This is a genomic window from Sorangium sp. So ce131 (genome assembly GCF_051519095.1).
In the GTDB taxonomy this organism is placed as follows: domain Bacteria; phylum Myxococcota_A; class Polyangia; order Polyangiales; family Polyangiaceae; genus Sorangium.
In genome coordinates this window covers 8,365,296-8,389,158 of sequence record NZ_CP150455.1, presented here as the reverse complement: position 1 = coordinate 8,389,158, position 23,863 = coordinate 8,365,296, and the positions used below count along the sequence as shown (strand labels likewise).

Below are 23,863 nucleotides of genomic sequence, written 5' to 3'. Positions count from 1 at the left end.
CCCCCGCCGCCGCGCCCGCTCCGCAGGCGGCGCCCCCGCCGCCGCGCCCGCTCCCCCGGCCGCTACTTCTTCGCGGCGTCCTTCAGCCGCGCCTTGAGCTTCGCGGCGTAACCTTCCTTGTTCTCCTGCTTCACCCGGCCGATCGCCAGCGCGTCCGCCGGCACGTCGCGGGTCACCGTCGTGCCCGTGGCCACGTACGCGCCCGCGCCGACCTTCACCGGGGCCACGATCTGCGAGTCGCTGCCGATGAAGGCGCCGGGGCCGATCTCGGTCCGGTGCTTCTTGAAGCCGTCGTAGTTGCAGAAGATCGTCCCGGCGCCGACGTTCGCGCCCTCGCCGATGTCGCCGTCGCCGAGGTACGCGAGGTGGTTCGCCTTCGCGCCCTTCCTGACCACGGTCTTCTTGGTCTCGACGAAGTTGCCGATGTGCGCGTCCGCCTCGATCTGGCTCTCCGGGCGGAGGTGCGAGAACGGCCCGATCTGCGCGCCCACGCCGATCGTCGACTGCGAGGCGACGGAGTACGGCTTCAGCGAGGCGCCCGCCTCGACGACCACGTCCGTGAGGACCGAGCCGACGTCGACGCGCGCGCCCGCGCCGACGCGCGTCTGGCCCCGCAGCACGACCGCGTGCTCGATCACCGCGTCCGGCTCGACGACCACGCCCGCGTCGATCCGGGCGCTCGCGCGGACCGTGACGCCGCCCTTGCGCAGCCGGTCGGCGATGCGGCCGTAGAGCACCTCCTCGGCCGCGGCGAGCTGCGCGCGGTCGTTGATGCCGACGAGCGAGCCGACGTCCCGGGCCACGACCGCGGCGGCGCCGCCCGCCTTCGCCGCCTGGGCGACGACGTCGGTCAGGTAGAGCTCGCCCTGCGCGTTGTCGGTCGTCAGCGCGGCGAGCGCGCGCTCGAGGAACGCGCCGCGCGCGAGGTACACGCCGGGGTTCACCTCGGTGATCGCGCGCTCCTCGGCGCTCGCGTCCTTGTGCTCGCGGATGCCGACCACGCGGCCCGCGCCGTCGCGCAGGATCCGCCCGTAGCCCGTCGGATCGGCGACCACCGCGGTGAGCAGCGCGAGCGGCGCGTCGCTCGCGCCGTCGAGCGCCCCGCGGAGCAACGTGAGCTGCTCCGGGTCGAGCAGCGGCGTGTCGCCGCACAGGATCAGCACCACCTCGGCGTTCGGCTGGACGTGCGGCATGGCGCAGCGCACGGCGTCGCCCGTGCCGCGCTGCTCCGGCTGGAGCGCGGTGCGGACGCGCTTCCCCTGGGCGCCGAACGCCCTGTCCAGATAGGCGGAGACCTCGTCGCGGCCGTGGCCGACGACGACCACGACGTCCGAGGCGCCGGCGGCGAGCGCTGCGTCGACGACGTAGTGGATCATCGGCCGGCCGCAGAGCTCGTGGAGCACCTTCGGTCGGGCGCTCTTCATCCGGGTTCCTTGTCCAGCGGCGAGTACGACAGCGGTGAGCGGGGCTTGTTGGGCGTTCGCCATCGCCCCGCAGCCTATCACCCTCGGGCCCGCCGCCGCGCTCATCGTCGTAGCGCCGATGACACCCGCCCGCGTCCGTCGCGGCAGCGATGACGCGGAACGGAGCGCGGCGCGTTACTGCCGCGGCCGCTCGCCGCGGCCGCGCCGTCGCGCCGTCGCGCCGTCGCGCCGCGTGGGCCGACACGAAGCCGCTACGCACCCGGAGCGGAATCGTCTACCCTGAAGGTGCCTTCGGGAGGTTGTCATGCGCCGGCGTACGTTGCGTTTCTCGGCCGCGGGAGTGTTTCGGCTGGCCGCGCTCGCCGCAGCCGGCGCTGTTGCGGCGTCGTGTCACGAGCCGCTCGATACGGCGCGGCAGGCGCCCCCCAAGGCGACGCTCGGCGACGACGTCTTCGGCGTGCTCTGCGACCGCGTGGGCGCGTCGAGCCTGTACGAGGACCACCTCGGCGCCTCGTACCAGCGCGTCTGCCACTATTACGAGAGCGACGGCGCGTTCCGCTACGACGACAAGGTCGACCTCTCGCTGCTGCCGCCCGTCCGCGGGGAGCGGGCGGAAGAGGCGCGCCGGCTCGGCGTGGCGAAGGTCGAGACGATGGCGCGCTGGCGGAGCGACCTCATCCGCGCGGTGAACGCCGCGGTGCCGGACATCGAGATCGAGAGCCGCGCGCCCGGCGAGGGCGGCACGATCCGGCTGCACGACGCCTTCCTGGAGATGTCGCACGCGCTGGCGCCGCTCTACGAGACGAACCCGTTCGATCCGGAGGGGCCGGCGGTCGTGCCGGCGTCGACGCGGGCGCTCGGGCGGCTCACGGAGGCGCTGGGGGGCAGCGAGGAGGCGACCGGGAAGCTCGCGCAGATCGGCGAGCGGCGGGGCTACCGGCCGGCGAACGTCGCGCTCGGCGCGGCGCGCGCGGCCCTCGAGTACCCCGACCTCCGCGCGATGACGCGGGCGTCGCTCGAGGTCCTCGGCCCCGGCGGGGCGGGCGCGCCGGCGCTCCAGGCGCTGCTCGCCGCCGGCAAGGGCGAGCTGCGCGCCATGGAGCCGGACACGTCGCGCGAGGCGCCGCTCGTGGTCGCGCAGGCCACCGCGCAGCCGAGCCGGCCGCGCACCCTGATCGAGCTCGCGGGCGCGGTCGCGCTCGCCGAGGACCCGCGCTTCGCCGCGAGCGACGGCGCCCCGCCGCGCCCCGTCGTGCGCCGCGACCGGCGCGGCTTCGCGCTCGTCGCGCGCGTCGCTGACAGCCTCCCCGCGCCGTTCGCCGATGAGGACGGCGACGGCCTCGCCGACGTCGACACGTTCGGCCGCTTCGTGGGCACGTCCGGCGCCCCGGCCGAGGTCGATCCGCCGTTCGCCATCCCGGGCGTCACCGCGCTCGCGGAGGGCGTGGACCCGTTCGCGCCGCTTTCGCCGGATCTTTACGAGTACATCGACACCTCCCGCACGCTCGCCGCCGCGGCGCTGCGCTCGGTGGTGCCGCTGGTCGACGCGACCCGCTACGTGGGCGAAGGCGACGCGGAGCCCTGGAAGACCGAGCACGAGGGGCTCATGTACACGCTCGCCGGCGCCTACCTGCTCTACGGCGACCGCGAGGAGGCGACGTACGACTTCGCCCGGGGCGCCGTGGAGCCGCCGGGCACGGCGTGCGCGGGCTGCCTGCCGTACCGGCGCTTCCGGGGCGAGGACTCGCCGCTCGCGGACCTCGCGCACGCGCTCGGCCAGGTGCTCGCCGATCGGGAGTCGGACGTCCTGCTCGTCACGCTGATCGACCTGCTCGAGAACCACGAGGCGGATCTCGCCCGCATGATGGGCTCGGCGCTGCGCATCCGCGACGTCGCCCGCGAGCACGACCGGCTGGCGGCCGAGGGCAAGGAGGCGCCCGCGCAGATCGCCGAGGGGGCGCCGCTCTGGGACGAGCTCGCGGCGGTGCTCGGCCGGATCGCGGACCAGCCGGGCCTCGTGGCGCGCCTGCTCGAGGCGTTCGACGCCGAGGCGCTGCTCACGCCGCGCGGCGGCGCGCGGCACCTCGGCGACGCGATCGCGACCCTCGCCACGACCCGCGACCAGTTCGCGTACGACCCCGAGAACCTGAACGGCCCGGCGATCAACCTCACGGTCGAGCCGCCGGCGCCGGCGGACCCGCGGACGCCGGTGGATCAGAAGAAGCCCAAGATCGGCGACAACCGCTCGGCCATGGAGCGGCTGATTCACCTCATCCACGACACCGCGGGCGTCCGCCAGTGCAACAAGCAAGACGCGGAGCTCATCGCGTTCGGCGTCACGATTCCCCTGCTCACGTACGACGAGTGCGAGCTGTTCCAGATCGACAACCTGGCCGCCTTCTACCTCGACTCGCTCCTTCCCGAAGACCACGACAAACGCGCCGAGCTCGACGTGAAGCCCACGGCCATCGGCCTCCTCGTCACGGACGGCGTGCTCGAGGACTCCAGCGGAATCACGGGCCTGACGAGCCACCCGACGCCGTCCGCGCTCAGCCGGCTCATCTATTTCGGGGCAGACTCGGAGAGGTTCTCCGGCGACCTGCTCGACCTCGATCCGCTGCGTGCGCTCGATAACGAGCGCACGAACGAGTTCATTTCAGGGTCGCTCGAGCCCGCCGGCACGAACCTCTGCCCGAAGAACGGCAAAGGCGTCAACGAGTGTACCTCCCCGGAGGGCCTCATCCGGGTGCGCCACCCGGGCACGACCTTCCTGCTGGAGCGGCTCGGGCTGGGCGCGTACCTGGGCCCCCTCGTCGAGCCGTTCGCCGACGTCGCCCCGGACACCACCGGAGAGGAGCTCCTCGTCGATCTCCTCAGCACGCTTTACCGGCACTGGCCGGGCAAGGAGCACGGCCCGGAGTGCGGCAAGAGCGGCACGCCCCAGACCAACCCGGCCTATTGCTCGGAGGCCGGGGGCAACTCCTATGAGCCGCTCCTCGCCGACGCCCTCCAGGCCGACGACGTCATGGAGTCCACGGTCGCGTTCTCGCAGATGCTGGCGGACGCGTCGGCGAAGATCCCGGTGCAGCGCGGGCCCGGGGCCGGTCAGGTGACGTGGACCAAGGCGCAGGTGATCGAGAAGCTCGCGCGCATCTTCTTCAGCACCCGTTACGCGACCAGCGTCGGCCTGGTCGATCGATGGGGGAAGAAGACGGCCACCTGGGCCGACGGCCGGACCCAGGACCAGCTCACCGTGTTCACCCTCCTCGCGGACGCCCTGAACCGCATCGACGCCCGCTTCGCGCAGAGCACCACGCCCGACGCCGCGACGCGAAAGGGCCAGTGGGACCGCGCCACGGGCGAGCTCGTCGACGCGCTCCTCGCCGTCGAGGGCGAAGGGGACCAGACCCGGTTCAAGAACCGCGCGATCCCCACGATCGGCGCCGCGGTCCTGCGCGTGCTCCGCGAGCAGCTGAACGCACATTGCCCCGATCGCGAGTCGACCGCGAAGTGCCCGTGGGCGCGCAAGGAGCTCGGCGCCAAGGTGGTCGACCTGGTGAGTCATCCGCTCTTCGCCGGCCTCGTCGACGTGGCGGAGTCGGTCCGGGCGCACGAGCCGGCGCGGCGGGAGCTCGAGAAATTCCTCACCTACCTGCTCGACGCGGAAGACGCGGGAGGAGACGGCGAGGTGTTCCAGGCGCTGCTCGCGACGGTGATCGACGGCGTCCAGGTGCTCGCCGACGACGAGACGCTCGCGCCGATCCTCAAGGCCGGGGCGGTGGCGCTGGCCCCGGAGGGGGATCCCGACGGGCCGGGCGCGGCCGACACCGGGCTCAGCGTGCTCAAGGCCCTCGGCGAGGATCAGTTCGACGAGCACCACGTGATGGACCACGTGCTCCCGGGCCTCGTGGCGCCGATGGCGGACGGCCGCGCGCCAATCCAGGTCTTCCTGGAGGCGATCGCCGACGTGAACCGCGTCGACGCGGCGAGCGCCGAGCCGCTCTCGGCCGAGGACTACCGCCAGGTGCTCCGCTCGACGCGGGACTTCCTGCTCGATGAGACGCGCGGGCTCGAGCAGATCTACGCCATCCTCACCAAGCGGCCCCACGAGTGATCCGCGTGAAGAAGCCCACGATCCGCGCCGCGCTGCTCGCGGCCTCGACCGCGGCGGCGCTCGCGGCGTCCCCGGGCGACGCGCGCGGGGCCGGGATCTACGTCACCGATCGCGGCGTCCGCCCGCTGGCCCGCGGCGGGGCGTTCATCGCCGGCGGCGACGACCTCGGGGCCATCGCCTACAACCCTGCGGGCGTCTACGAGGCCGGCGCCCAGGTCCTGTTCGACGTCGGGCTGTTCGAGTGGCGCAGCGAGTACACGCGCCAGGCGCTGCTGCGGCAGGTCGACCCGAACACCGGCGAGCCGACGGGCACGAGCTTCGTGCAGACGATGGACCCGGTGACCGGCAGCGCGCCGGTGCTGCCGATCCCCACGCTCGCGGCGTCGTTCAAGGTGGACGAGCGGTGGGTCGTCTGGGGCGGGGTGTGGGCGCCGTACGCGGCGCTCGCCAGCTACCCGGAGCAGGTGCGGGGCATGCCCGCGCCGCAGCGGTACGCGCTGTTCAACATCGAGGGCTCGACGCTCGCGTTCCTCGGCGCCGGCGCGGCCTACGCGCCGTCTCGCTCGGTCCGCCTCGGCGCCGCGCTGGGGGCGCTGGTCGGCGCGCTCAACAGCAGGGTGGCGCTCTCGGGCTGCGTCCCCGAGCGGATGTTCTGCGCGCCCGAAGATCCGGAGTGGGACATCCACTCCGAGCTCGAGGTGGGGCCCATCGTCGCGCCGACGGGCCAGCTCGGCGCGCTCGTGATCCCGAGCCCGAGGTGGCGTATCGGCGCGTCTTTCCAGCTGCCGGTCTGGGTGCGCGCCCCGGCCGCGATGCGGACGCGGCTCCCCGCGGCGCCCGTCTTCGAGCGCGCCGTCCAGGAGGGCGAGGACGCCGACGTGTCGTTCGAGCTGCCCTGGATCCTCCGCGCCGGCGTGGAGGCGCGCCCGACGGACGACCTGCGCGTCGAGCTCGGGGTCGGCGTCGAGGGCTGGGGCATGCACGACGAGATCCTCGTCGAGCCGGACGGCGTTGTGCTCCGGAACGTCGCCGGGTTCCCCGAGGAGTACCGGGTCCCGCCGGTGGCCGTTCCCCGCAAGTTCGAGAACGCGCTCTCGGCCAGGCTCGGCGGTGAGTACACGATCCAGCTCCTCGACCGGGCGTGGGACCTGCGCGCCGGGCTCAGCGTCGAGCAGAGCGCCGTCCCGCCCGCGTACCTTTCGGTGATGACCCTCGACGCGACGAAGGTGACCGCGGCGGCCGGCGTCGGCGTGCACCTCGGCCCGTGGCGCTTCGACGTGACCTACGCGCACGTCTTCGTCTCCGACGTGCTCGTCGACCCGAGGGACGCGCGGCTCGCGCAGGTGAGCCCCGTGCGGGCGAACCCGCCGCGGAACCCGAACACCATCAACGGCGGCGCGTACAGCACCCGCGCGAACGTGCTGGGGCTCGGGCTCGCCTACACGTTCGAGCCCGCGCAGGCGAAAGCGCCGGCCGCGAAGGGCGCGGCCGGCGCTCCGGCGACCAGGGAGTGAGGCCGGTTATCCGGCGCGCAGCTCGCGCAGGCGCTCGGTGAGCCGGGGGGCGTCCAGCCCGCTCAGGTCCTTGTCCACCGTCGTCTCGATGTGGTTGCTGACCTGCTTGCTCACGGTCCCGCGGAGCAGGCCGAGGAAGTGCGGCGGAGCGATGATCACCAGCGACTCGTACGCGTGCTCGTTCAGCCCCTTCTCCAGCGTCTCGGCGAGCTCCTGGGCGAACTTCTGCTTCTCGACCTCCTTGGGATCGGTGTCCGGCGCGGCGCCCGGGCGGCCGAGGTAGGGTCCACCCCCGCCGCCGCTGATGTTGCCGTTCCCGCCCGGGGTGCCGTTCGGCTTCCGGCCGTGCGCGTCGGCCATCAGATCCCGCACGCGCGCCCGGCTCTCCTCGTGGCTGAAGGAGTCGAGGAGGGCAAAGCTGCTGCCCGCAGACTCTTCGCGATAGAGGTGAGCCCGGCTTGCGTCAGCGACCAGGATCCATGTCTTCCGTGCTGCCTTGTTCGCCATAAGCCTCCACAGGTGATCAACTCTTCCCGTTGTCTACGTTTACGTTAGAGACCGACCCCCCCCAGCGCAAGCGGCCAAAGAGACCAAACCGACGAGATTCGACCGGAGTGCACCTGGCCTCAGGGTACTGGCAGGCTCATCGGCGATGGCGGCGCGTGTGGCCCTGAATTTGAACGCGCCCGGGACGGCGCGGGATCACGCTGGAATGGAGAGGGCCTGTCGGGAAGAGGATGAATGTCGATTACGGCGCTCGGTGTAGTCTCGAGCGCCGGGCTCGGCTGCGGGGCTCCACCCGCGGGCGGCGTTAGCCACCCGCGCGCGCCGTCAACGGAACCTGTCCGTCGCCTCCACCAGCTCGTGCAGGATGCCCGGCTCCATCGCCGAGTGACCCGCGTCCGGTACGATCCGGAGATCGGCCTCGGGAAACGCCCGGTGCAGCGCCCACGCGCTCTCCGCCGGACATACGATGTCGTAGCGGCCGTGCACGATCACCGTCGGGATGTGGCGGATGTGGTGCACGTCGTCGAGCAGCTGGGTGTCCGTCGTGAAGAACCCCTTGTTCATGAAGTAGTGGCACTCGATCCGGGCGAACGCGAGCGCGAAGTCCTCCGCCGCCGTCTTCGCGACGAGGTCCTGGCTCACGAACAGGCAGCTCGTCCGCCCTTCCCAGACGCTCCAGATGCGGGCCGCGCGCCGCTGCACCTCGGCGTCGGGGCTCGTGAGCCGCCGGTGGTAGGCGCCGAGCAGGTCGCCCCGCTCGGCCTCCGGGATGTGCGCGAGGTACTCCTCCCAGGCGTCCGGGAAGATGGCGCCCGCGCCGCGCTGATAGAACCAGTCGAGCTCCTGCTTGCGCAGGAGGAAGATGCCGCGCAGCACGAGCTCCGTCACCCGATCCGGGTGCTTCTCCGCGTAGGCCAGCGAGAGTGTGCTCCCCCACGAGCCGCCGAACACCTGCCAGCGCTCGATGCCGAGGTGCTCGCGCAGCGCCTCCATGTCCGAGACGAGGTGCCAGGTGGTGTTCTCCTCCAGGCACGCGTGCGGCGTGCTCCTGCCGCAGCCCCGCTGGTCGAACAGCACGATCCGGTAGGCGGCCGGGTCGAAGAAGCGCCGCTGCTTCGGCTCCGTGCCGCCCCCGGGGCCGCCGTGCACGAAGACCACCGGCTTGCCGCGCGGGTTGCCCGACTCCTCGAAATAGATCTCGTGAAGGTCGGAGACGCGGAGCCTCCCGGCGCGGTAAGGCTCGATCTCGGGGTACAGCGTTCGTCTGGGCGTGCCTGTCGTCGTCATCCCGCTCCCCATCCGTGGACGTGCGCGCGCAGCCTACGCCAACCGGCGGCGGGAAGGGAGAGGACCTTCCGCGGGGCACCCTGGCCGCGCGGCCTCGCGCGGCCTCGCTCGGCGCGGCGCGGCGGGCGCCGGCGGCTCAGGCGACCCGCGCGGCCTGGCGCGGCGCCGCCTTCGACGCGCCGCCGTAGAGCGCCTCGATCTCGGGACCGTACTTCTCCATCACGGCGCGGCGCTTCAGCTTCAGGGTCGGCGTGAGCATCCCGCTCTCCGCCGTGAAATCCTCGGCCGCGAGGGCGATCTTCTTGATCTTCTCGAACCCCTTGAATTCAGAGGAGATTTTGTCGACCTCCTCCTGGACGTGCGCGACCACCCGCGGGTCCTTCAGCATCGCGCCGGACCCGTCGAACGAGAGGCCCTTGCCCTGGGCCCACACGATGAGCGAGGCCATGTCGGGGACGATCAGCGCCACGTTGAAGGGGCGGTTGTCGCCGTGGACCATCGCGTTGCTGATCAGCGGAGACAGCTTGAGCTTCTCCTCGAGCGGCGCGGGCGCGACGTACTTGCCGTTCTCGAGCTTGTACTGCTCCTTGATGCGGCCCGTGATGAAGAGATACCCGTCGCCGTCGAAGTAGCCGAGATCGCCTGTGCGGAAGCCGCCGTCCTCCGTGAAGGCGGCGCGGTTCTCCTCGTCGCGCTTGTGATAACCCGCCGTGACGTTCGGCCCGTAAACGACGATCTCGCCCTGCGCCGGGTCGTGCGACCGCGACGTGTCGATGACGACCCTCACCCCGGGGATCGGCTTGCCGACGCTGCCGAGGCGGCGGGCGTCCGGGGTGTTCACCGTGATGATCGGCGAGGTCTCGGTCAGGCCGTAGCCCTCGTAGACCGTGACGCCGAGCGCGTCGACGAACTCGGCCACCTCGCGCGAGAGGGCCGCGCCGCCGCTGATCGCGTATTTCAGGTTGCCGCCGAACTTGGCGCGGAGCTTCGAGAAGACGACCCGGTCCGCCGCGGCCAGCGTGAGCCGCTCGACCAGCCCGAGCGCCTCGCCGCGCTGGTGCTTCGCCGCGGCGCGCAGCCCGGCGCGGAACAGGCTCCGGACGATCGCCGGCTTCTCCGCGATCTGCTTGTGTACGCCCTCGTAGATCCGGTTGAAGATCCTGGGGACGCTCATCAGCACGGTGGGCTTCACCTCGGCGAGGTTCAGGACGATCCTGTCGATCGACTCGCAGAGCGCCATCTCGGCGCCGACCGCGATCATCAGGTGGAGCTCGCAGGTGTGGCCGAACGCGTGGGCCCACGGGAGGAACGACAGGCTGCGGTGCCCGCCGCCGAACGGGATGCTCGAGAGCACGGCGCAGACGTTGGAGGTGATGTTGCCGTGCGAGAGGATCACCCCCTTGGGATTGCCGGTCGTGCCCGAGGTGTAGATGAGGCACGCCGTGTCCTTGGAGGAGGGCTGGATGGCCGGGGCCGGGCTCTTCTCGCCCGCGTCGAGCAGCGCCCGGTACGAGGTGGTCTTGGCGCCGGAGGCGCCGCCGCCGTCGCCCTTCGGCTCGGACAGACAGATGAGGTGCTTCAGGGACGGCGCCCTCGCGGAGAGCTCCTCACACTTCGCGAGGAGCTGCGGCGTGGCGACGATCGCGGCCACCGCCTCGCAATCGTTGATGATGAACTCCCACTCGCTCGCGAGCTGGGCCTCGTACATCGGCACGACGGAGACGCCGAGCGTGAAGCAGGCGTACGCCGCGACCGCCCACTCGACCCGGTTGTTGGAGATGAAGGCCACCCGATCGCCCCGCTGGACGCCCAGCGAGGCCAGGCCGCCGCGGAACCTGGCGACGCGCTCACCGAACTCCGCATAGGTGATCCAGTCCCAGCGGCCCTCCGTCTTGGTGCCGAACAGCGGCCGTGAGCCGTATTGGTGAATCGAGCGATCCAGCAGTTCTACCAGGTTCTCCAGGTTCGCCATTGGGCCTCCTCCTCGGCCGTTTTTTTACCATGTTGCCGTGCGGCGCCTGCAGTGTTTCCGCGGCGCGCGGCGGCGTGGTCGGCGAAGCCGGGCCACGGATCTGTCCCTGTGCCGTGCGCGGTGCGCCGTGGGGTGTGCGCGCGCGGCGTGCCGCGCTGCGCGGCGCGGGCGTGGGCGCGGGCGCGGGCATGGAGAGAGAGGGCGTGGCGCCGGGACGCGGCGCGTCGCCGGGCTCGCCGTCCTGGCTGCGCCTGCCTGGGCCACACGCGTGGTGGCGGCCTCGGGCCCCTTCTGTTACAGGGTCATCGCTTCCATGCCCCGGTACGCGATCACGACGTTCGGCTGCCAGATGAACGTGCACGATTCCGAGCGGATGCACGACGTGCTCCGCCGCGCCGGCTACACCGAGGCCGGCGGCCCGGACGAGGCCGACGTGCTCGTGCTGAACACGTGCAGCGTGCGCGAGAAGGCCGAGCAGAAGCTGCGGAGCGAGGTGGGGCGGCTCGCCCGCTGGAAGCGCGAGCGCGGCGACCGGGTGCTCGTCGTGGCCGGGTGCGTGGCCCAGCAGGAGGGGGAGCGCCTCCTCAAGCAGATGCGGGCGATCGACGTCGTGGTGGGGCCGGACAACATCCCGGAGCTGCCCGGCCTGCTCGGCGACCTCGCCCTCGGCGGGCTGCCGGTCGCGCGCACGGTGTTCGACGTCGACGCGCCCCGGTTCCTGATGGCGTCGCCGCCGCCCGGCGCGGGCGCGCAGGCGGGCGCGCCCGCGGCGTTCGTCACGATCATGAAGGGCTGCGACGAGCGCTGCTCGTTCTGCATCGTCCCGTACACCCGCGGGCCGGAGCGGTACCGGCCGAGCGACGAGGTCGTGGCCGAGATCGCGGCGCTCGTGGCCGCGGGGGTCCGCGAGGTCACGCTGCTCGGGCAGACGGTGAACAGCTACCGCGACCCGCTCGGCGCGCTGCCGCGGGCGCCGGGGGCGAGCGAGGACGACCCGGACGAGAGCGAGTTCGCGGCGCTCTTGCGCCGGATCGCGGAGGCCGTGCCCGGCCTCGCGCGGCTGCGTTACACGAGCCCGCACCCGCGGCACCTCACGCCCTCGCTGATCCGCGCCCACGCCGAGCTCGCGGTGCTGCCGCGCCACGTGCACCTGCCGGTGCAGTCGGGCAGCGACCGGATCCTCCGGCGGATGATCCGCCGCTACACGCGGGCCGAGTACGTGGCGCGGACGCGGGCCCTCGTCGAGGCGGTCCCGGGGCTGACGCTCTCGACCGACATCATCGTCGGCTTCCCCGGCGAGACGGAGGACGACTTCGCGGCGACGTTGTCGCTCGTGCGCGAGGTGGGCTTCAAGGGGCTGTTCGGCTTCAAGTACTCGCGCCGCCCGCACACGCCCGCGCTGAAGCTGCCGGACGACGTGCCCGAGGACGTGAAGGGGGAGCGGCTCGCGCGCCTGTTCGAGGCGAGCGAGGCGCTGCTCGCCGCCCACCTCGAGGGCCTCGTGGGGACGACGCAGGAGGTGCTCGTCGAGGGCCGCGACAAGGAGCGCGGTCACGGCGGCGCGGGCGGCACGCTCTGGTCCGGGCGGACGGGGCGGCACGAGATCGTGCACATCGAGGGCGCGGGGGAGCTCGATCTGCTCGGCGAGGTCGTGGAGGTCGCGATCGCGCGGGCAAACAAGCACTCGCTCCAGGCGGAGCTCACCGAGGCGGCGCGCGCGGCGGCCCGGCCGAGGCAGCGGGGCGGCGCGGGGGTTGCGGCCGGCGGGGGTGTCGCGGCCGGCGCGGAGGCGGCGCGGCCGATCCGGCGTGTGCTGCCCGTGATCGCCGCCGAGGGGGGCTGACGTGGCGCTCGTCCTCGACCTCGGCGGCATGTCGCCGCGCTTCGGGCGCGACGTGTTCCTCGCGCCGAACGCGACGGTGATCGGCGACGTGGTGCTCGGGGACGAGGCGAGCGTGTGGTTCGGGGCGGTGCTGCGCGGGGACATCGGCGCGATCCGCGTCGGGCCGCGGACCAACGTGCAGGACCTCGCGTGCCTGCACCTGACGGGCGGCGTCTCCGAGACGATCATCGGCGCGGACGTGACGATCGGGCACGGCGCGATCCTGCACGGCTGCACCGTGGGGGACGGGTGCCTGATCGGGATGGGGAGCATCGTGCTCGACAACGTCTCGATCGGGGAGGGCTCGGTGATCGCCGCGGGCGCGGTGGTGCCGCCGGGGAAGGTGATCCCGCCGAGGTCGCTGGTGCGCGGCAACCCGGCCCAGGTGATGGGGGAGGTGCGGCCGGACCAGGCCGAGCTCGGCAGGATGGGCGCCGCGAGCTACGTGGAGAACGCGAGGCGCTTCCGGGAGGCGCTCGCCGCGGCCGCGCAGGTGGCCGGCGGGGCCCCGGCGAGCGCCGCCGCGACGGGAGAGGTGAAGAAGCCATGAACATCACGGTGAACGGGGAGGCGCGCGACGTGCCGGCGGCGGTCACGGTGCGGGGGCTCGTGGAGCTGCTCGGGCTGACCGAGGGGCCGGTCGCGGTCGAGCGCAACGGCGAGGTGGTGCCGCGGGCCGAGCACACGGCCGCGAAGCTCGCCGAGGGCGACGTGATCGAGATCGTCCACTTCGTCGGCGGCGGCTGAGTCCGGCGGGCGGCTCTGACGCTCGCCGCGAGCCCTCTGTGGAGGGGGAGAAAAAAACGCAAAGGCGCAAAGACGCAAAGGCGCAAAAAAGCCAGAGAAATTAAGAGATTTTCTTCTCTGTTCTTGCGCCTTTGCGCCTTGCGCCTTTGCGTTTTTTTCTCCCCTCTTCCGGCCGTTCGACGTCCTAGCGATCTTCCAGTTCGTACGCGATCCGGCTAGCATGCCGAGCTGCCGTGGATACGAGGGCCCTCGTCTTGGTCTTGGCGCTCGGCGGTTCGGCGGGCGTGGGCGCCGCCGTGCTGGTGCGCGACCAGCTGCCGGCCTCGCCGGTGGTCCGCGGCCTCTCGATCGGCGAGCGCGTGATCCCGGAGGGGGCGTCGCCTGGGACCTGGCTCGCGGCGCGGCGCGACGCGCTCCGGGCGCGCGTGGTCCGGCTCCGCCACGACGACGTGGAGCTCACCGCGACGCTCGGGGAGGCGGGCGTCGAGGTCGACGTGGCGGCGACGCTCGCGGCCGCGTCGGTCGTGGGGCACGAGGGCCCGTGGTCGCACCGGATCCGGGAGGCCCGGCGGGCGCGGCGCGGCGAGATCGACGTGCCGCTCGTCTGGTCGGTCGACGAGGTGAAGGCCCGCGCGCTGCTCGAGCGGCTCGCCCCCCAGGTGTACCGGGCGCCGGTCGACGCGCGGCTCGATCTGGCGAACCGGCGCAAGATCCCGGAGCAGCCCGGCCGGGAGCTCGACGTCGAGGCCTCGATCGAGGCGCTGCGGGCCGGGGAGCACGGCGAGGAGGAGACGATCGCGCTCGAGGTCCGGCACCTGTCGGCGGCGGTGGTCGTCGCGGACCTCGTGAGCGTGGACGTCAGCAAGGTCGTCGCGGCGTACGAGACGAAGTTCAAGCGGCACGGCAAGGAGGCGGGGCGCGCGGCGAACATCGCGAACGCGGCGTCGCGGATCGACGGCACCATCCTGGCGCCCGGCGAGACGTTCTCGTTCAACACCCGCGTCGGCCCGCGGACGCGCAAGAACGGGTTCACGATCGCGCCGGAGATCCTCGGGGACGAGACCGTCCCCGGCTACGGCGGGGGGACGTGCCAGGTCTCGAGCACGCTCTTCGCCGCGGCGCTCTTCGGCGCGCTCGACACGCTGGACCGACAGAGCCACTCCCGCCCGAGCGCCTACATCCCGATGGGCCTCGACGCGATGGTGACCTATCCGGAGTCGGACCTGAAGATCAAGAACACGCTCCCTTTCCCGATCATGATCCACGCGTACCTGCCGTCGCCCACGGTGATCCGCGTGGAGATCCTGGGCGGCGACCCGGTGGCGGAGGTCGCGCACCAGATCGACGCGGAGCACACCGACGATTTCATCCGGCGGATCTACGTGAAGTCCGAGCTGTCGGAGGGCAAGGTGCGCCGCCACCAGAAGGGCTCGTGCGGGTACGACGTGAGGTCGTTCGTGACCGTCCGTTACAAGGACGGCCGCGTCGGCGAGCGGAGTTATACGAGCGAGTACAAGCCGGCGCCGGAGGTGTTCTGGGTGGCGCCGGACTACGATCCGCAGGCGCTCCCGGAGCTCCCGGAGCACGCGAAGGCGGTGGAGGAGCGGCTGGAAGGCGAAGAGCCGCCGCCGGAGGGGCAGGGCGACGGGTTCTCGATGTGAGCGATTGCCGTGCTGAGCGGTCCCGAGCGAGGGCGCTCGGGGCCCGCGTCTTCGAGGAGCTGGCGATGAACCTGGGCGATGTTGTGTTCGTGGTGAGGAGCCAGCGCGCGGCGGTGATGGCCGCGGCGCTGGCCCTCCTGTGCGGGAGCGCGGCATGCAACGCGATCTCGGGGGTCGACGAGCTCGACTTCTCGGGCACCGCCGGCACGACGGGCGGCGGCGCAGCCGGCGGCGGCGGCGGTACGGCCGGCGGTGGTACGGCCGGCGGTGACGCGGGCAGCGGCGGCGCTGGCGGCGCGGACGGCGCGGGCGGCACGGCCGGCGCCGGCGGCACGGGCGGCACGGGCGGCGCCGGCGGCACGGGCGGCGCTGGTGGCGCGGGCGGCGCGGCCGGCGACATCGGTTACGAGATCCCCTGTGGGAGCGGCAACGTGGCCGTCGGCGTCCACGGCCGGAGCGGCTTCTCGATCGACCGTATCGGCCTGATCTGCGCGCCGCTCGCCGGCGACGGCACCCTGGGCACCGCCTTCCAGACCGTGAGCGCCGGCGGCGACGGCGGCTCGCCGGGCAGCGTGATCTGCCCTGCGAGCCAGGTCCTGGTCGGGATCCACATCTGGGTCGACTCCCTGGTCTACCGGATCGAGCTGCTGTGCCAGACGATCGAAGCGTGGAAGATGGGCGACGGCAGCACCAATGTCGTCCCTGGCCTCGGCACTGCCAACAGCACATCGTACGTGGTCAAGTGCCCGACGGGGACCGCCATCGATGAGATCCACGGCGACGCCGACCAGCTCGTGCACTCCGTCAATCCAAAGTGTCGCCCGCTGTGACGGGCCGTTCTCGTCCCGGGTCCGCGCGGCGCCGATGGCGAGAACCCAAGGCGCAAAGGCGCAAGGGGGCAAAAACACAGAAAAATTCTGGTTTGCGCCTTTGCGCCTTTGCGCCTTTGCGTTGAATCTCTCCGGATCCCTGGCCAAACGTATGAGGCACGGAACTAGACGTCAGGCACGACGGTGATCTCCCCGGTCGTGTACAGCGCGGAGGTGTCCCAGGCGAGCCCAGGGGCGAGCGGCAGGGAGATGGTCACTTCAGCGAAGGTGCCTGTGAGCTCGCCGCTCCAGCCGAGCAGGGCCACCGTGTCGCCGGCCTGGAACGACACGGCGTCGCCTGCCGGGAGCACCTCCAGGACGCCATCGAGGCGCACGTCCCCGTCCATCTCGAGGAGCGGCGCCGCGTCCGGGCCTGCGACGGCGATGTGCAGCGCGGCGCTCGGGCCCTGGCTGTAATCGCCGGCCACGCCCGTCGACGGGTAAACCTCTCCCACGGAGAGCTCGCCGGCCTGCGTGTTGATGAGATCGCCGACGAAGCTGCCGGTGCTGAGGCGGCCGCCGGCGAAGTCGAGATCGCCCTCCCGGACCTCGATGGCGCCCGCCTCGAGCTCCCCGCGTACGAGGCGCACGACAGGCCCCGGACCAGGCTCGGCGCCCTCGCTCAGCGGCGCAGCCCGCAGGAGGCCGCCGATGCCGACCCGGCCCCGCCCGTCGATGAGGAGCGACGGGGACGTCGACCACGACGCGAAGATCGTCACGTCGCCGCTGTTGCGCCATGACGTGTAGGGCTCGTTCACCCGGACGAACCCTCCGCCGAACTCGGAGCGGATCTCCGTGTCTTCCGTCACGAGGGTCCCATACGCGCCGACCGTGAGCTCGCCGTAACCCACGGTCCCGATGCGCAGGAGCCCCTCGTTGGTCCAGGCGGCGTCCCAGCCGCGCACGATCGCCGAGCTCGACGCGTAGAGAGGAGACGAGGAGTAGGTCTCGATCCGCGCGCCCACGGTGAAGGCCTGGGCCCCCTGCTCGACGAGCAGCGTCCCGCGGCCGTTCGCGCCCAGGAGGAACGGCCCGGTGTTGACCCACCTCGTCGCGGAGCGCGGGACGAGGCCCAGGTCGGCTTCACGCCCGCCGCCTACGCGGCGCCGTGCGCGGCGTCGCGCCGCGCAGGCGAGTCGTCCGGCGTGAGGGCGTGACGATCCCCCGCGAAAAGGCGCGCGCTGCCGCGCAGCGAAGCTTGCTCGCCGCGCGCGCTCGACCCCTCTGCGAGGCGGCGCAACGCCTCGTCGATCCCGTCAAGGCCTGAAAGGTCGAGCCCGAACTCCCCCTCGAGCACGCCGCGCAGCGCGTCCGCGCTCGCGAGCGTGCGCTGCTCGACGGCTCCGTCGCGGTGCCGGTACGTGAGCTCGCGGTCGAGCAGCGTGATGCGACCGGTGGCGGTCGGTCGCGCCGCGACCAGGCTCCGCACGAAGAGCGACTCGGGGTGCGTCGAGACCCACCAGTTGAAGAGGTCGTAGTCGGCGGCGAGCTGCTCGGTGAAATCGAACCAGTACAGCGCGCGCCACGCCTCACCCGACTTCACCTCGAGCACCTGACCGCCATCCTCTCCGCGCAACCGGAAGGTCTCGAGCGGCGTCTTCTGCTCGACGTCGTGCACCAGCCTGAGCGGCGCGACCGGCGCGCTCGCCCCGAACCCGACGTCGACGAGGTAAGGCCCCTCCGCCAGCTCGACGCGGAGCAGCATGTGGCTGCGCGGCCGGATCTCGCCCTCGGGCAAGCCCCACCGCACGCGCGCCGCGAGGCCGCGCACCTCGAACCCGAGCGCGCGCAGCGCGCGCGAGAGCAGCCCGTTCTGCTCGTAGCAGTACCCGCCGCGGCGGCCGTGCACGAGCTTGCGTTCGATCGCCGCGGGGGAGAGGTCGACGCGGCGTCCCGACCACGAGTCGAGGTTCTCGAACGCGATCGCGCGCAGGTGCAGGACGCTGATGGCGCGCAGCGTATCGAGCGTCGGCGCGCGCGGGCCGTCGTGGCCGATGCGCGCGAGATAGGCGTCGAGCGCGATCATGCCGCCTCCTGTCGCGCGCGACGCGGCCCGAGGGGCCGCGCCCACCCGGCCAGACCCGCGACGTCGCGCGGCGCGCGCCCGACAACGGCGTGCAGCAGGGCGGTGGTGAGCGAGCGCGCCCGAGGGCTGCTGGACATACCGATCATTCGAAGCAGGGACGGATCGTTCATGTGATCATCCTGCTACATGGACGATTGAGCCGCCAGAGGCTTGATTTGTACGGATCGTCCACCAGGTGGTACGATCCCAGGCCGATGGACGAATGGAACGATCTCGCGCTGTTCGTGCAGATCGCGGAGCACGGCGGGCTGTCGTCGGCGGGGCGCGCGCTCGGCGTGCCCAAGTCGACCCTGGGCCGGCGTCTCCAGCTCCTCGAGGAACGGCTGGGGGTGCGGCTCGTCCAGCGCACCTCGCGCAAGTTCATCATCACCGCCGTGGGCGAAGAGGTGCTCGAGCACGCGCGCGCGATGCGCGTCGAGGCGGACGCCGTCGAGAGCGTGGCGCGCCGTCGCGTCGCGGAGCCCAGCGGGACGATCCGCGTCACCTGCTCGATCGGCATGAGCAAGCACCTCGTCGCGCCGCTGTTGCCGCGCTTCATGGCGCGCCATCCGAAGGTCGACGTGTTCCTGCACGCGACCAACCGCCTCGTGGATCTGGTCGAGGAGCGCTTCGACCTCGCGCTCCGCGGTTATGGCGGCCCGCTGCCCGACACCGCGCTGGTGCAGCGGCTGCTCTCGCCGACGCCATGGGTGCTCATGGCCGCGCCGCGCTACCTCGATGCGCGCGGCGTGCCCGCGACGCCGGACGAGCTCCGCACACATCCCGGGCTGTTGCTTGGAGGGGCGAGCTCACGCGCGGTGTGGAGGCTGCATTCCCGCGAGGCGGCCGAGGAGATCCCGTTCGTGCCGCGGCTACATTCCGACGATTCCGCGGCGATCATGAGCGCGGCGGTGGCGGGCCTCGGCATCGTCGCGCTGCCCGACTACTCGTGCCGGCATGAGCGCGCGCGCGGGGAGCTGCGGCGCGTGCTGCCCGAGTGGCACGTCGGCGATCACCGCGTGACGATGCTGGTGCCCTCGCGCCGTGGACAGCTCCCGGCGGTGCGCGCGCTCGCAGACTTCCTTGCGATCGAGGTCCCGCGGCTCGTGGGGCGCGGGACATCTCGCGCCGGCTCAAGCGTCGAGCCCTCCGGTCAACGAGCCCGGGCGCGATCTCCCTCCGGACACCGGGCGAAGGAGGTGAGCGGCGCCCCCGGCGGCTAGGTCACGCCTTGACAAGGCGCCCTTCGATCACGCCTGCTGGCGTGGGCCCGCGCCGCCGTCGGGGAGGGATGCGGGGAGGCAAGACGTATGGTCACCGGTCTCGATCTTCATGCAACCCTGCACCGCATCGTGATGGAGGCGGTGGGCACGTTGCCCGCCGCGCAGCGCGGGAGCCTCCTGGCCCGCGACGGGGAGCAGCTGGTCTACAAGGCCTCCGTCGGCCTCGCTGGCGTGCTGGCAAGCCCGCAGGACGTCGTCGGCGACGCGGGGCCGGCCGCCGTGATCGCGACGCTCGACGCCGAGGACAGCGCTCGGGTCATGGCGGCCGCCGACTGGTACCGCGAGCACCTGCCGGGCGCGCCGGCGCTGCACCTCGTGCCCGCGGGCGCGGTCGTGGTCCTCACCCCGGTGCGCGTGCAGGGACAGACGATCGGCGTGCTCGCCGTCGAGCAGCCGGACGGGCAGGCGCCTTCCCGCGAGCGCTGGGCGCGGCTCCGCGCGCTGGCCGAGAGCGCCGGCGCGGCGCTGGAGCGGCGAGAGCTCTACAACGACAAGGCGCGGTCGGCCCAGGAAGTGCGCGTGCTCGAGGCGGTGCTGAGCGCGGTGGCCGCGCAGACCAGCCTGCATGAGCTCATCGAGATGATCTCGAAAGGCATCAAGAGCGTGCAGCTCAGGCCGCAATGGCGCTCCGTGCACCTCGTCCTGCTGGGCGACGCGCCCTCCGGGGGCTCGCGCGGCGACGCCGCCGCCCGCGAGCTCCGCATCTACCGCGTCCGGCCGCGGGCGCCGCTCTCGTTCTGGAACAACATGCATGACGGCGCCGTCGTCGCGGCGCGCAACCTGGGCATCCACGTGGACGTCCGCAACGCCCTCGGGGGCAACGCCGCCGAGCAGCGCGCGCTCCTCGAGGACGCCATCAACCGGGGCGTGCACGGGATCGCCCTGGTGCCGCTCAACCCGGAGGTCCTCGAGCCGGCGATCGGCCGGGCGGTGCAGGCCGGGATCCCGGTGGTCACGATCGACACGCCGCCCGTCGAGGGCAGTTGCGCTCAAGCCTACATCGGCACCGACAACGTGGTGGCGGGGCGGCTCGCCGCGGAAATGATGGCCCGGCTGCTCCCGGGCGGAGGCAAGGTCGGCGCGCTGACGTTCTGGGAAAGCGCCATCAACAGCCGCGAGCGCATCGAGGCATTCCGCGCGACGGTCTCCGGCACGCCCCTCGACTTCTTGCCGCCGGACGAGGACCGGTTCGACTGCGAGCGCGGGATGCGGCTCGCCCGGGAGGCCGTGCAGACCGGAGGAATTGCCGGCGCCCTTGGCGTCTGCGCCGAGAACGGCCTGGCATGGGGTGCGGCCGCGAGGGCGCTGGGGCGGGCGGGGGAGCTCAAGATCGTCGCCTTCGATCTCCTCACGGACACGCTCGCGCTGCTCCGGGAAGGGACCATCCACGCGGCCCTGGTCCAGCGCGAGCACGAGATGGGTTACCGCGCGGTGCAGCTGCTCCACGGCATGGCATCGAAGGGCGTCGAGGCGGCCCTGGCCGGGCTGCCCACGCGCGCCGGCTCCGGGGGAGGGTCCGCGCTGCGCTTCATCGACACCGGCATCGACGTCGTGACCATCGAGCGCACGCCCTGGTCGCTCCCCCTGTCCGACTACCTGGCCCTGGACACGAACCGCAAGGCGGCGAAGCGGAGGGAGCAGCTCCCCCACGACAGCCATGCGATGGACCTCCTCTTCATCACCGTCGACGCGGGGGAAGAGTGGTTCCGCGAGGAGCGCGCCCCCCTCGACGCGAGGTCGATGGTCGGGCGGGTGCTGAGCACCGCCCGGTCGATGATCGTCGACACGCACTCGAGCGAGCTCCACGACGCGCCCGATGTCGTCGAGGCGCGCGGGAAGGGGGGGCACACCCTGGTCGGCGTCCCGCTGCTCGCCGGCGGGTCCGCGTTCGGCGCCCTGGTCCTGGAGAGCGAACGCCGTGCCGCGTGCTCGCTCGACGATCTCACGATGATCGAGCGGGTCGCCGACACGATGGCCGTGGCGATCCAGAACGAGCGGCTCGTCCGCCGGATCACCGAGCGGACGGTCGAGCTCGAGCAGGCGAACCGGCACCAGGAGTCGCTGCTCGACACGATCCTCGAGCTCTCGAGCCCGGTCGTTCCCATCGCGCAGAGCATCCTCGTGATGCCGATCGTCGGGACGATGGACGCGCAGCGGTCCGGCCGCTTCATCGAGTCGATGCTGCAAGACATCACCGAGCGCCACGCGCGCGTGGTGCTGGTCGACGTCACGGGGATGGCGGTCGTCGACGCCGCGTCGGTGGAGCACCTGCTGCGCGCGGCGCGGGCGGCGCGGCTGCTCGGCGCCGAGGTCGTGCTCGTCGGCATCCGGCCGGATGCGGCGCGGCTGATGGTGGAGCAGGGCGTGGACCTCGGGAGCGTCGTCACCCGCTCGACCCTGGAGCTCGGGTTCGGCTACGCGCTGTCGAAGACCGGCGGCCAGATCGTCTATCGCCGCTCACCGCACCTCCAGCCCTTCTGAGCCGAGTCGATACGGGGCGGCCAGGATCGACCGGCGTCAGCGCCTGAGGCGCCGGATCTCGCGCAATGGCGAGCTGCGCGGCGCGGGGTACGCTGGAGCATGCTGCAAACACCCAAGGCTCGGTCCCGGCGCGGGCCCGAGCGCCCGCGCGCCGCCGGGCTCCATCGTGCGGCGCCGGCCGGCGAGCGCTCCGCGCTCATCGCCAGCCAGGCGGAAGCCGAAGGATGCACGGACGCGGCGTTCCCCGGCATGAGGTTCGTCCGTGTGTCGCGCCCTTCGACCTGTCGGATCCTGCACGCCCTCGGCCCGACGCTCATGGTGGTCGGCCAGGGCAGGACGACCGCGCGCTTCAGCGACCACGAGCTCGAGTACGACGCCTCGCGCTACGCCGTCGTGGCGACGGAGGCGGCCTTCGAGGAAGCGGTGACGGAGGCCGACAGCGCCTCTCCTTACCTCGCCATGAGCCTCGAGATTCCGCCCGACGCGATCGCCAAGGTGCTGCTCGCGCTGGCCGACGCGGGCGCCGAGCCTGCGGCCGAGGCGGCGACGGCCTTCGTCTCGGACCTCGACGCGCCGATCGAGGACGCCGTCGTCCGGCTGCTCCGCGCGATCCGCGACCCGGTGGAGCGCCGGATCGTCGCTCCCTTGGCGCTCGAAGAGCTCGTCTTTCGCCTGCTCCGCTCGGAGGCCGCCGCGATGGTCCGAGGCGCCGTGCGGCGCGATCGCGACGCGGACAAGATCCAGGCGGCGATGCGCTTCCTCCGCGCGAACCTCGAGCGGCCGCTGTCCGTGGAGGACGTGGCGCGGCACGTCGCCATGAGCCCTTCGCACTTCGCCCATCGGTTCCGCGCCGTCGCGCGCGCCTCTCCGATGCGCTACCTGAAGCAGCTGCGCCTCCTGCACGCGCGGGCCCTCCTGCTCTCGGGCCTGCGCGCGAGCGAGGTCGCGCAGCGCGCCGGGTACGAGAGCGCCTCGCACTTCACCCGCGACTTCAAGCGCTGCTTCGGCGCCGCGCCGGGCGACTACGCGGCGCGCTTCCGGGAGCCGTAGCGCGTCGGATCGCAGGATCTGGCAAGAGAAGCGCAGCCCTCGCCCTCGCCGCACCCCCGGGCGCGATCCTAGGCTCTCCGCCATGATCATCCTCACTGGCGCCACGGGGCACCTCGGCTCGTCCGTCCTCAAGCACATCCTCAAGCTGGTCCCACCCTCCGAGATCATCGTCTCCTTGCACAACCGCCTTGCGCGCGAGGAGATCGAGAAGACGGGAGCGCAGGTGCGGGCTGGAGACTATACCGATCCAAGATCCCTGGAAGACGCGTTCCGAGGCGGAGACAAGCTGCTGATCGTCTCCAGCCCGTCCTTCTCCGACGAGCTGCGGGTCGCGTCCCACAGGAACGCGATCGACGCAGCGGTCAAGGCAGGGGTGAGGCACATCTACTACACCTCGCTCGCCTTCGGGTCAGAGAGCAAGGCCGCCGTGATGAAGGCGCACCTCGACACGGAGGCCTACCTGCGATCGCGCGGGGTCACCTACACGATTGTTCGAGAGGGCGTCTACATGGAGAGCTACCCCATATTCCTCGGGTTCTTCGGCGCCGGGGACGACGAGGTGATCGTGCCGGGCGACGGGGGGGTCGCCTGGGCTGCGAGGGACGACCTCGGAGAGGCGACGGCGAGGATCATCGCAGGGGGCGGGTACGACGACGAGACGATAACCCTCGCCGGGCCAGAGGCGTACACGCTCGAGCAGACGACGGCGCTCGTCTCGTCGATCCTCGGCCGCGGGATACGCTTCTCGGTGGTAAGCCGAGACGAGTTCGTGCGCCGGCACAGCGCGCATGGAGATGTCGCGAGGTTCTGGGCATCCACGTATCCGGCGCTGGAGGCGGGCGAGGCGTCCGTCGTGGATCCGCTCCTCGGGGCGGTCCTCGGGCGGCCGCCCGTGTCCTTCGCGTCGAGGTTGCGGGAGCTGCTCGCTCATGAGGCGGAGCCGCGGAAGGAGATCTCAAGCTGGATCGACAATGGACGAGGACCAGCGCGCTGAGCGCTGTCCGTGC

17 protein-coding genes are annotated in these 23,863 nt (G+C 72.3%); 11 read left to right on the top strand and 6 right to left on the bottom strand.

Annotated elements, in window-relative coordinates:
- Positions 1 to 62: 62 nt before the first annotated feature.
- Positions 63 to 1,424: a bifunctional UDP-N-acetylglucosamine diphosphorylase/glucosamine-1-phosphate N-acetyltransferase GlmU gene (gene glmU / locus WMF43_RS30410; protein ID WP_437669988.1), complete on the bottom strand. Its 1,362-nt coding sequence runs from the start codon at positions 1,422 to 1,424 to the stop codon at positions 63 to 65.
- A gap of 304 nt (positions 1,425 to 1,728) precedes the next feature.
- Between glmU and WMF43_RS30405 the strand changes: the two genes are divergently transcribed.
- Positions 1,729 to 5,538: a hypothetical protein gene (locus tag WMF43_RS30405; protein ID WP_437669986.1), complete on the top strand. Its 3,810-nt coding sequence runs from the start codon at positions 1,729 to 1,731 to the stop codon at positions 5,536 to 5,538.
- 5 nt (positions 5,539 to 5,543) lie between these two features.
- On the top strand, positions 5,544 to 7,052 hold the full coding sequence (locus tag WMF43_RS30400) for an OmpP1/FadL family transporter (protein ID WP_437669984.1): 1,509 nt from the start codon (positions 5,544 to 5,546) through the stop codon (positions 7,050 to 7,052).
- A gap of 6 nt (positions 7,053 to 7,058) precedes the next feature.
- Here the strand turns inward: WMF43_RS30400 and WMF43_RS30395 are convergent, their stop codons facing one another.
- The 3 genes from WMF43_RS30395 to WMF43_RS30385 form a co-directional block, all read right to left on the bottom strand.
- Complete coding sequence (locus WMF43_RS30395) at positions 7,059 to 7,559, bottom strand: host attachment protein (RefSeq protein ID WP_437669982.1); 501 nt, start codon at positions 7,557 to 7,559, stop codon at positions 7,059 to 7,061.
- Between the two features lie 324 nt (positions 7,560 to 7,883).
- Entirely contained in the window at positions 7,884 to 8,846 is a 963-nt protein-coding gene (gene pip, locus WMF43_RS30390; RefSeq protein ID WP_437669980.1) for a prolyl aminopeptidase, read from the bottom strand.
- A gap of 136 nt (positions 8,847 to 8,982) precedes the next feature.
- Complete coding sequence (locus tag WMF43_RS30385; protein WP_437669978.1) at positions 8,983 to 10,818, bottom strand: AMP-dependent synthetase/ligase; 1,836 nt, start codon at positions 10,816 to 10,818, stop codon at positions 8,983 to 8,985.
- Between the two features lie 313 nt (positions 10,819 to 11,131).
- Here WMF43_RS30385 and miaB point away from each other — a divergent pair, with 313 nt between their 5' ends.
- From miaB to WMF43_RS30360, 5 genes are all read left to right on the top strand, one after another.
- Positions 11,132 to 12,661, top strand: a complete 1,530-nt coding sequence (gene miaB, locus WMF43_RS30380) for a tRNA (N6-isopentenyl adenosine(37)-C2)-methylthiotransferase MiaB (protein ID WP_437669976.1) — start codon at positions 11,132 to 11,134, stop codon at positions 12,659 to 12,661.
- Between the two features lies 1 nt (position 12,662).
- Entirely contained in the window at positions 12,663 to 13,250 is a 588-nt protein-coding gene (locus tag WMF43_RS30375) for a gamma carbonic anhydrase family protein (protein ID WP_437669974.1), read from the top strand.
- A complete protein-coding gene (gene thiS, locus WMF43_RS30370) occupies positions 13,247 to 13,447 on the top strand; it encodes a sulfur carrier protein ThiS (protein ID WP_437669972.1) in 201 nt (66 codons plus the stop codon). Before WMF43_RS30375 ends, thiS begins: the two co-directional genes overlap by 4 nt.
- A 233-nt stretch (positions 13,448 to 13,680) precedes the next feature.
- Positions 13,681 to 15,108, top strand: coding sequence for a VanW family protein (locus WMF43_RS30365; RefSeq protein ID WP_437669970.1), 1,428 nt, complete (start codon positions 13,681 to 13,683; stop codon positions 15,106 to 15,108).
- Positions 15,109 to 15,173: 65 nt separating this feature from the next.
- Complete coding sequence (locus WMF43_RS30360; RefSeq protein WP_437669968.1) at positions 15,174 to 15,938, top strand: hypothetical protein; 765 nt, start codon at positions 15,174 to 15,176, stop codon at positions 15,936 to 15,938.
- A gap of 164 nt (positions 15,939 to 16,102) precedes the next feature.
- On the opposite strand, the gene WMF43_RS30355 is transcribed toward WMF43_RS30360, so the two are convergent.
- Together WMF43_RS30355 and WMF43_RS30350 are read right to left on the bottom strand one after the other, a co-directional pair.
- On the bottom strand, positions 16,103 to 16,942 hold the full coding sequence (locus WMF43_RS30355; RefSeq protein ID WP_437669966.1) for a hypothetical protein: 840 nt from the start codon (positions 16,940 to 16,942) through the stop codon (positions 16,103 to 16,105).
- A gap of 131 nt (positions 16,943 to 17,073) precedes the next feature.
- A complete protein-coding gene (locus WMF43_RS30350; RefSeq protein WP_437669964.1) occupies positions 17,074 to 18,003 on the bottom strand; it encodes an arylamine N-acetyltransferase family protein in 930 nt (309 codons plus the stop codon).
- A 254-nt stretch (positions 18,004 to 18,257) separates the two neighbouring features.
- On the opposite strand from WMF43_RS30350, the gene WMF43_RS30345 reads away from it, so the two are divergent.
- From WMF43_RS30345 to WMF43_RS30330, 4 genes are all read left to right on the top strand, one after another.
- Positions 18,258 to 19,265, top strand: coding sequence for a LysR substrate-binding domain-containing protein (locus WMF43_RS30345; protein WP_437669962.1), 1,008 nt, complete (start codon positions 18,258 to 18,260; stop codon positions 19,263 to 19,265).
- 87 nt (positions 19,266 to 19,352) lie between these two features.
- Positions 19,353 to 21,806 carry a substrate-binding domain-containing protein gene (locus WMF43_RS30340; RefSeq protein WP_437669960.1) on the top strand — a complete coding sequence of 818 codons (2,454 nt, stop codon included), beginning with the start codon at positions 19,353 to 19,355 and terminating at the stop codon, positions 21,804 to 21,806.
- A gap of 99 nt (positions 21,807 to 21,905) precedes the next feature.
- The gene (locus tag WMF43_RS30335) at positions 21,906 to 22,856 is read left to right on the top strand and encodes an AraC family transcriptional regulator N-terminal domain-containing protein (RefSeq protein ID WP_437669958.1); all 951 of its coding nucleotides are present in this window, start codon (positions 21,906 to 21,908) and stop codon (positions 22,854 to 22,856) included.
- A gap of 82 nt (positions 22,857 to 22,938) precedes the next feature.
- A complete protein-coding gene (locus tag WMF43_RS30330) occupies positions 22,939 to 23,850 on the top strand; it encodes an SDR family oxidoreductase (RefSeq protein ID WP_437669956.1) in 912 nt (303 codons plus the stop codon).
- Positions 23,851 to 23,863 lie beyond the last annotated feature (13 nt).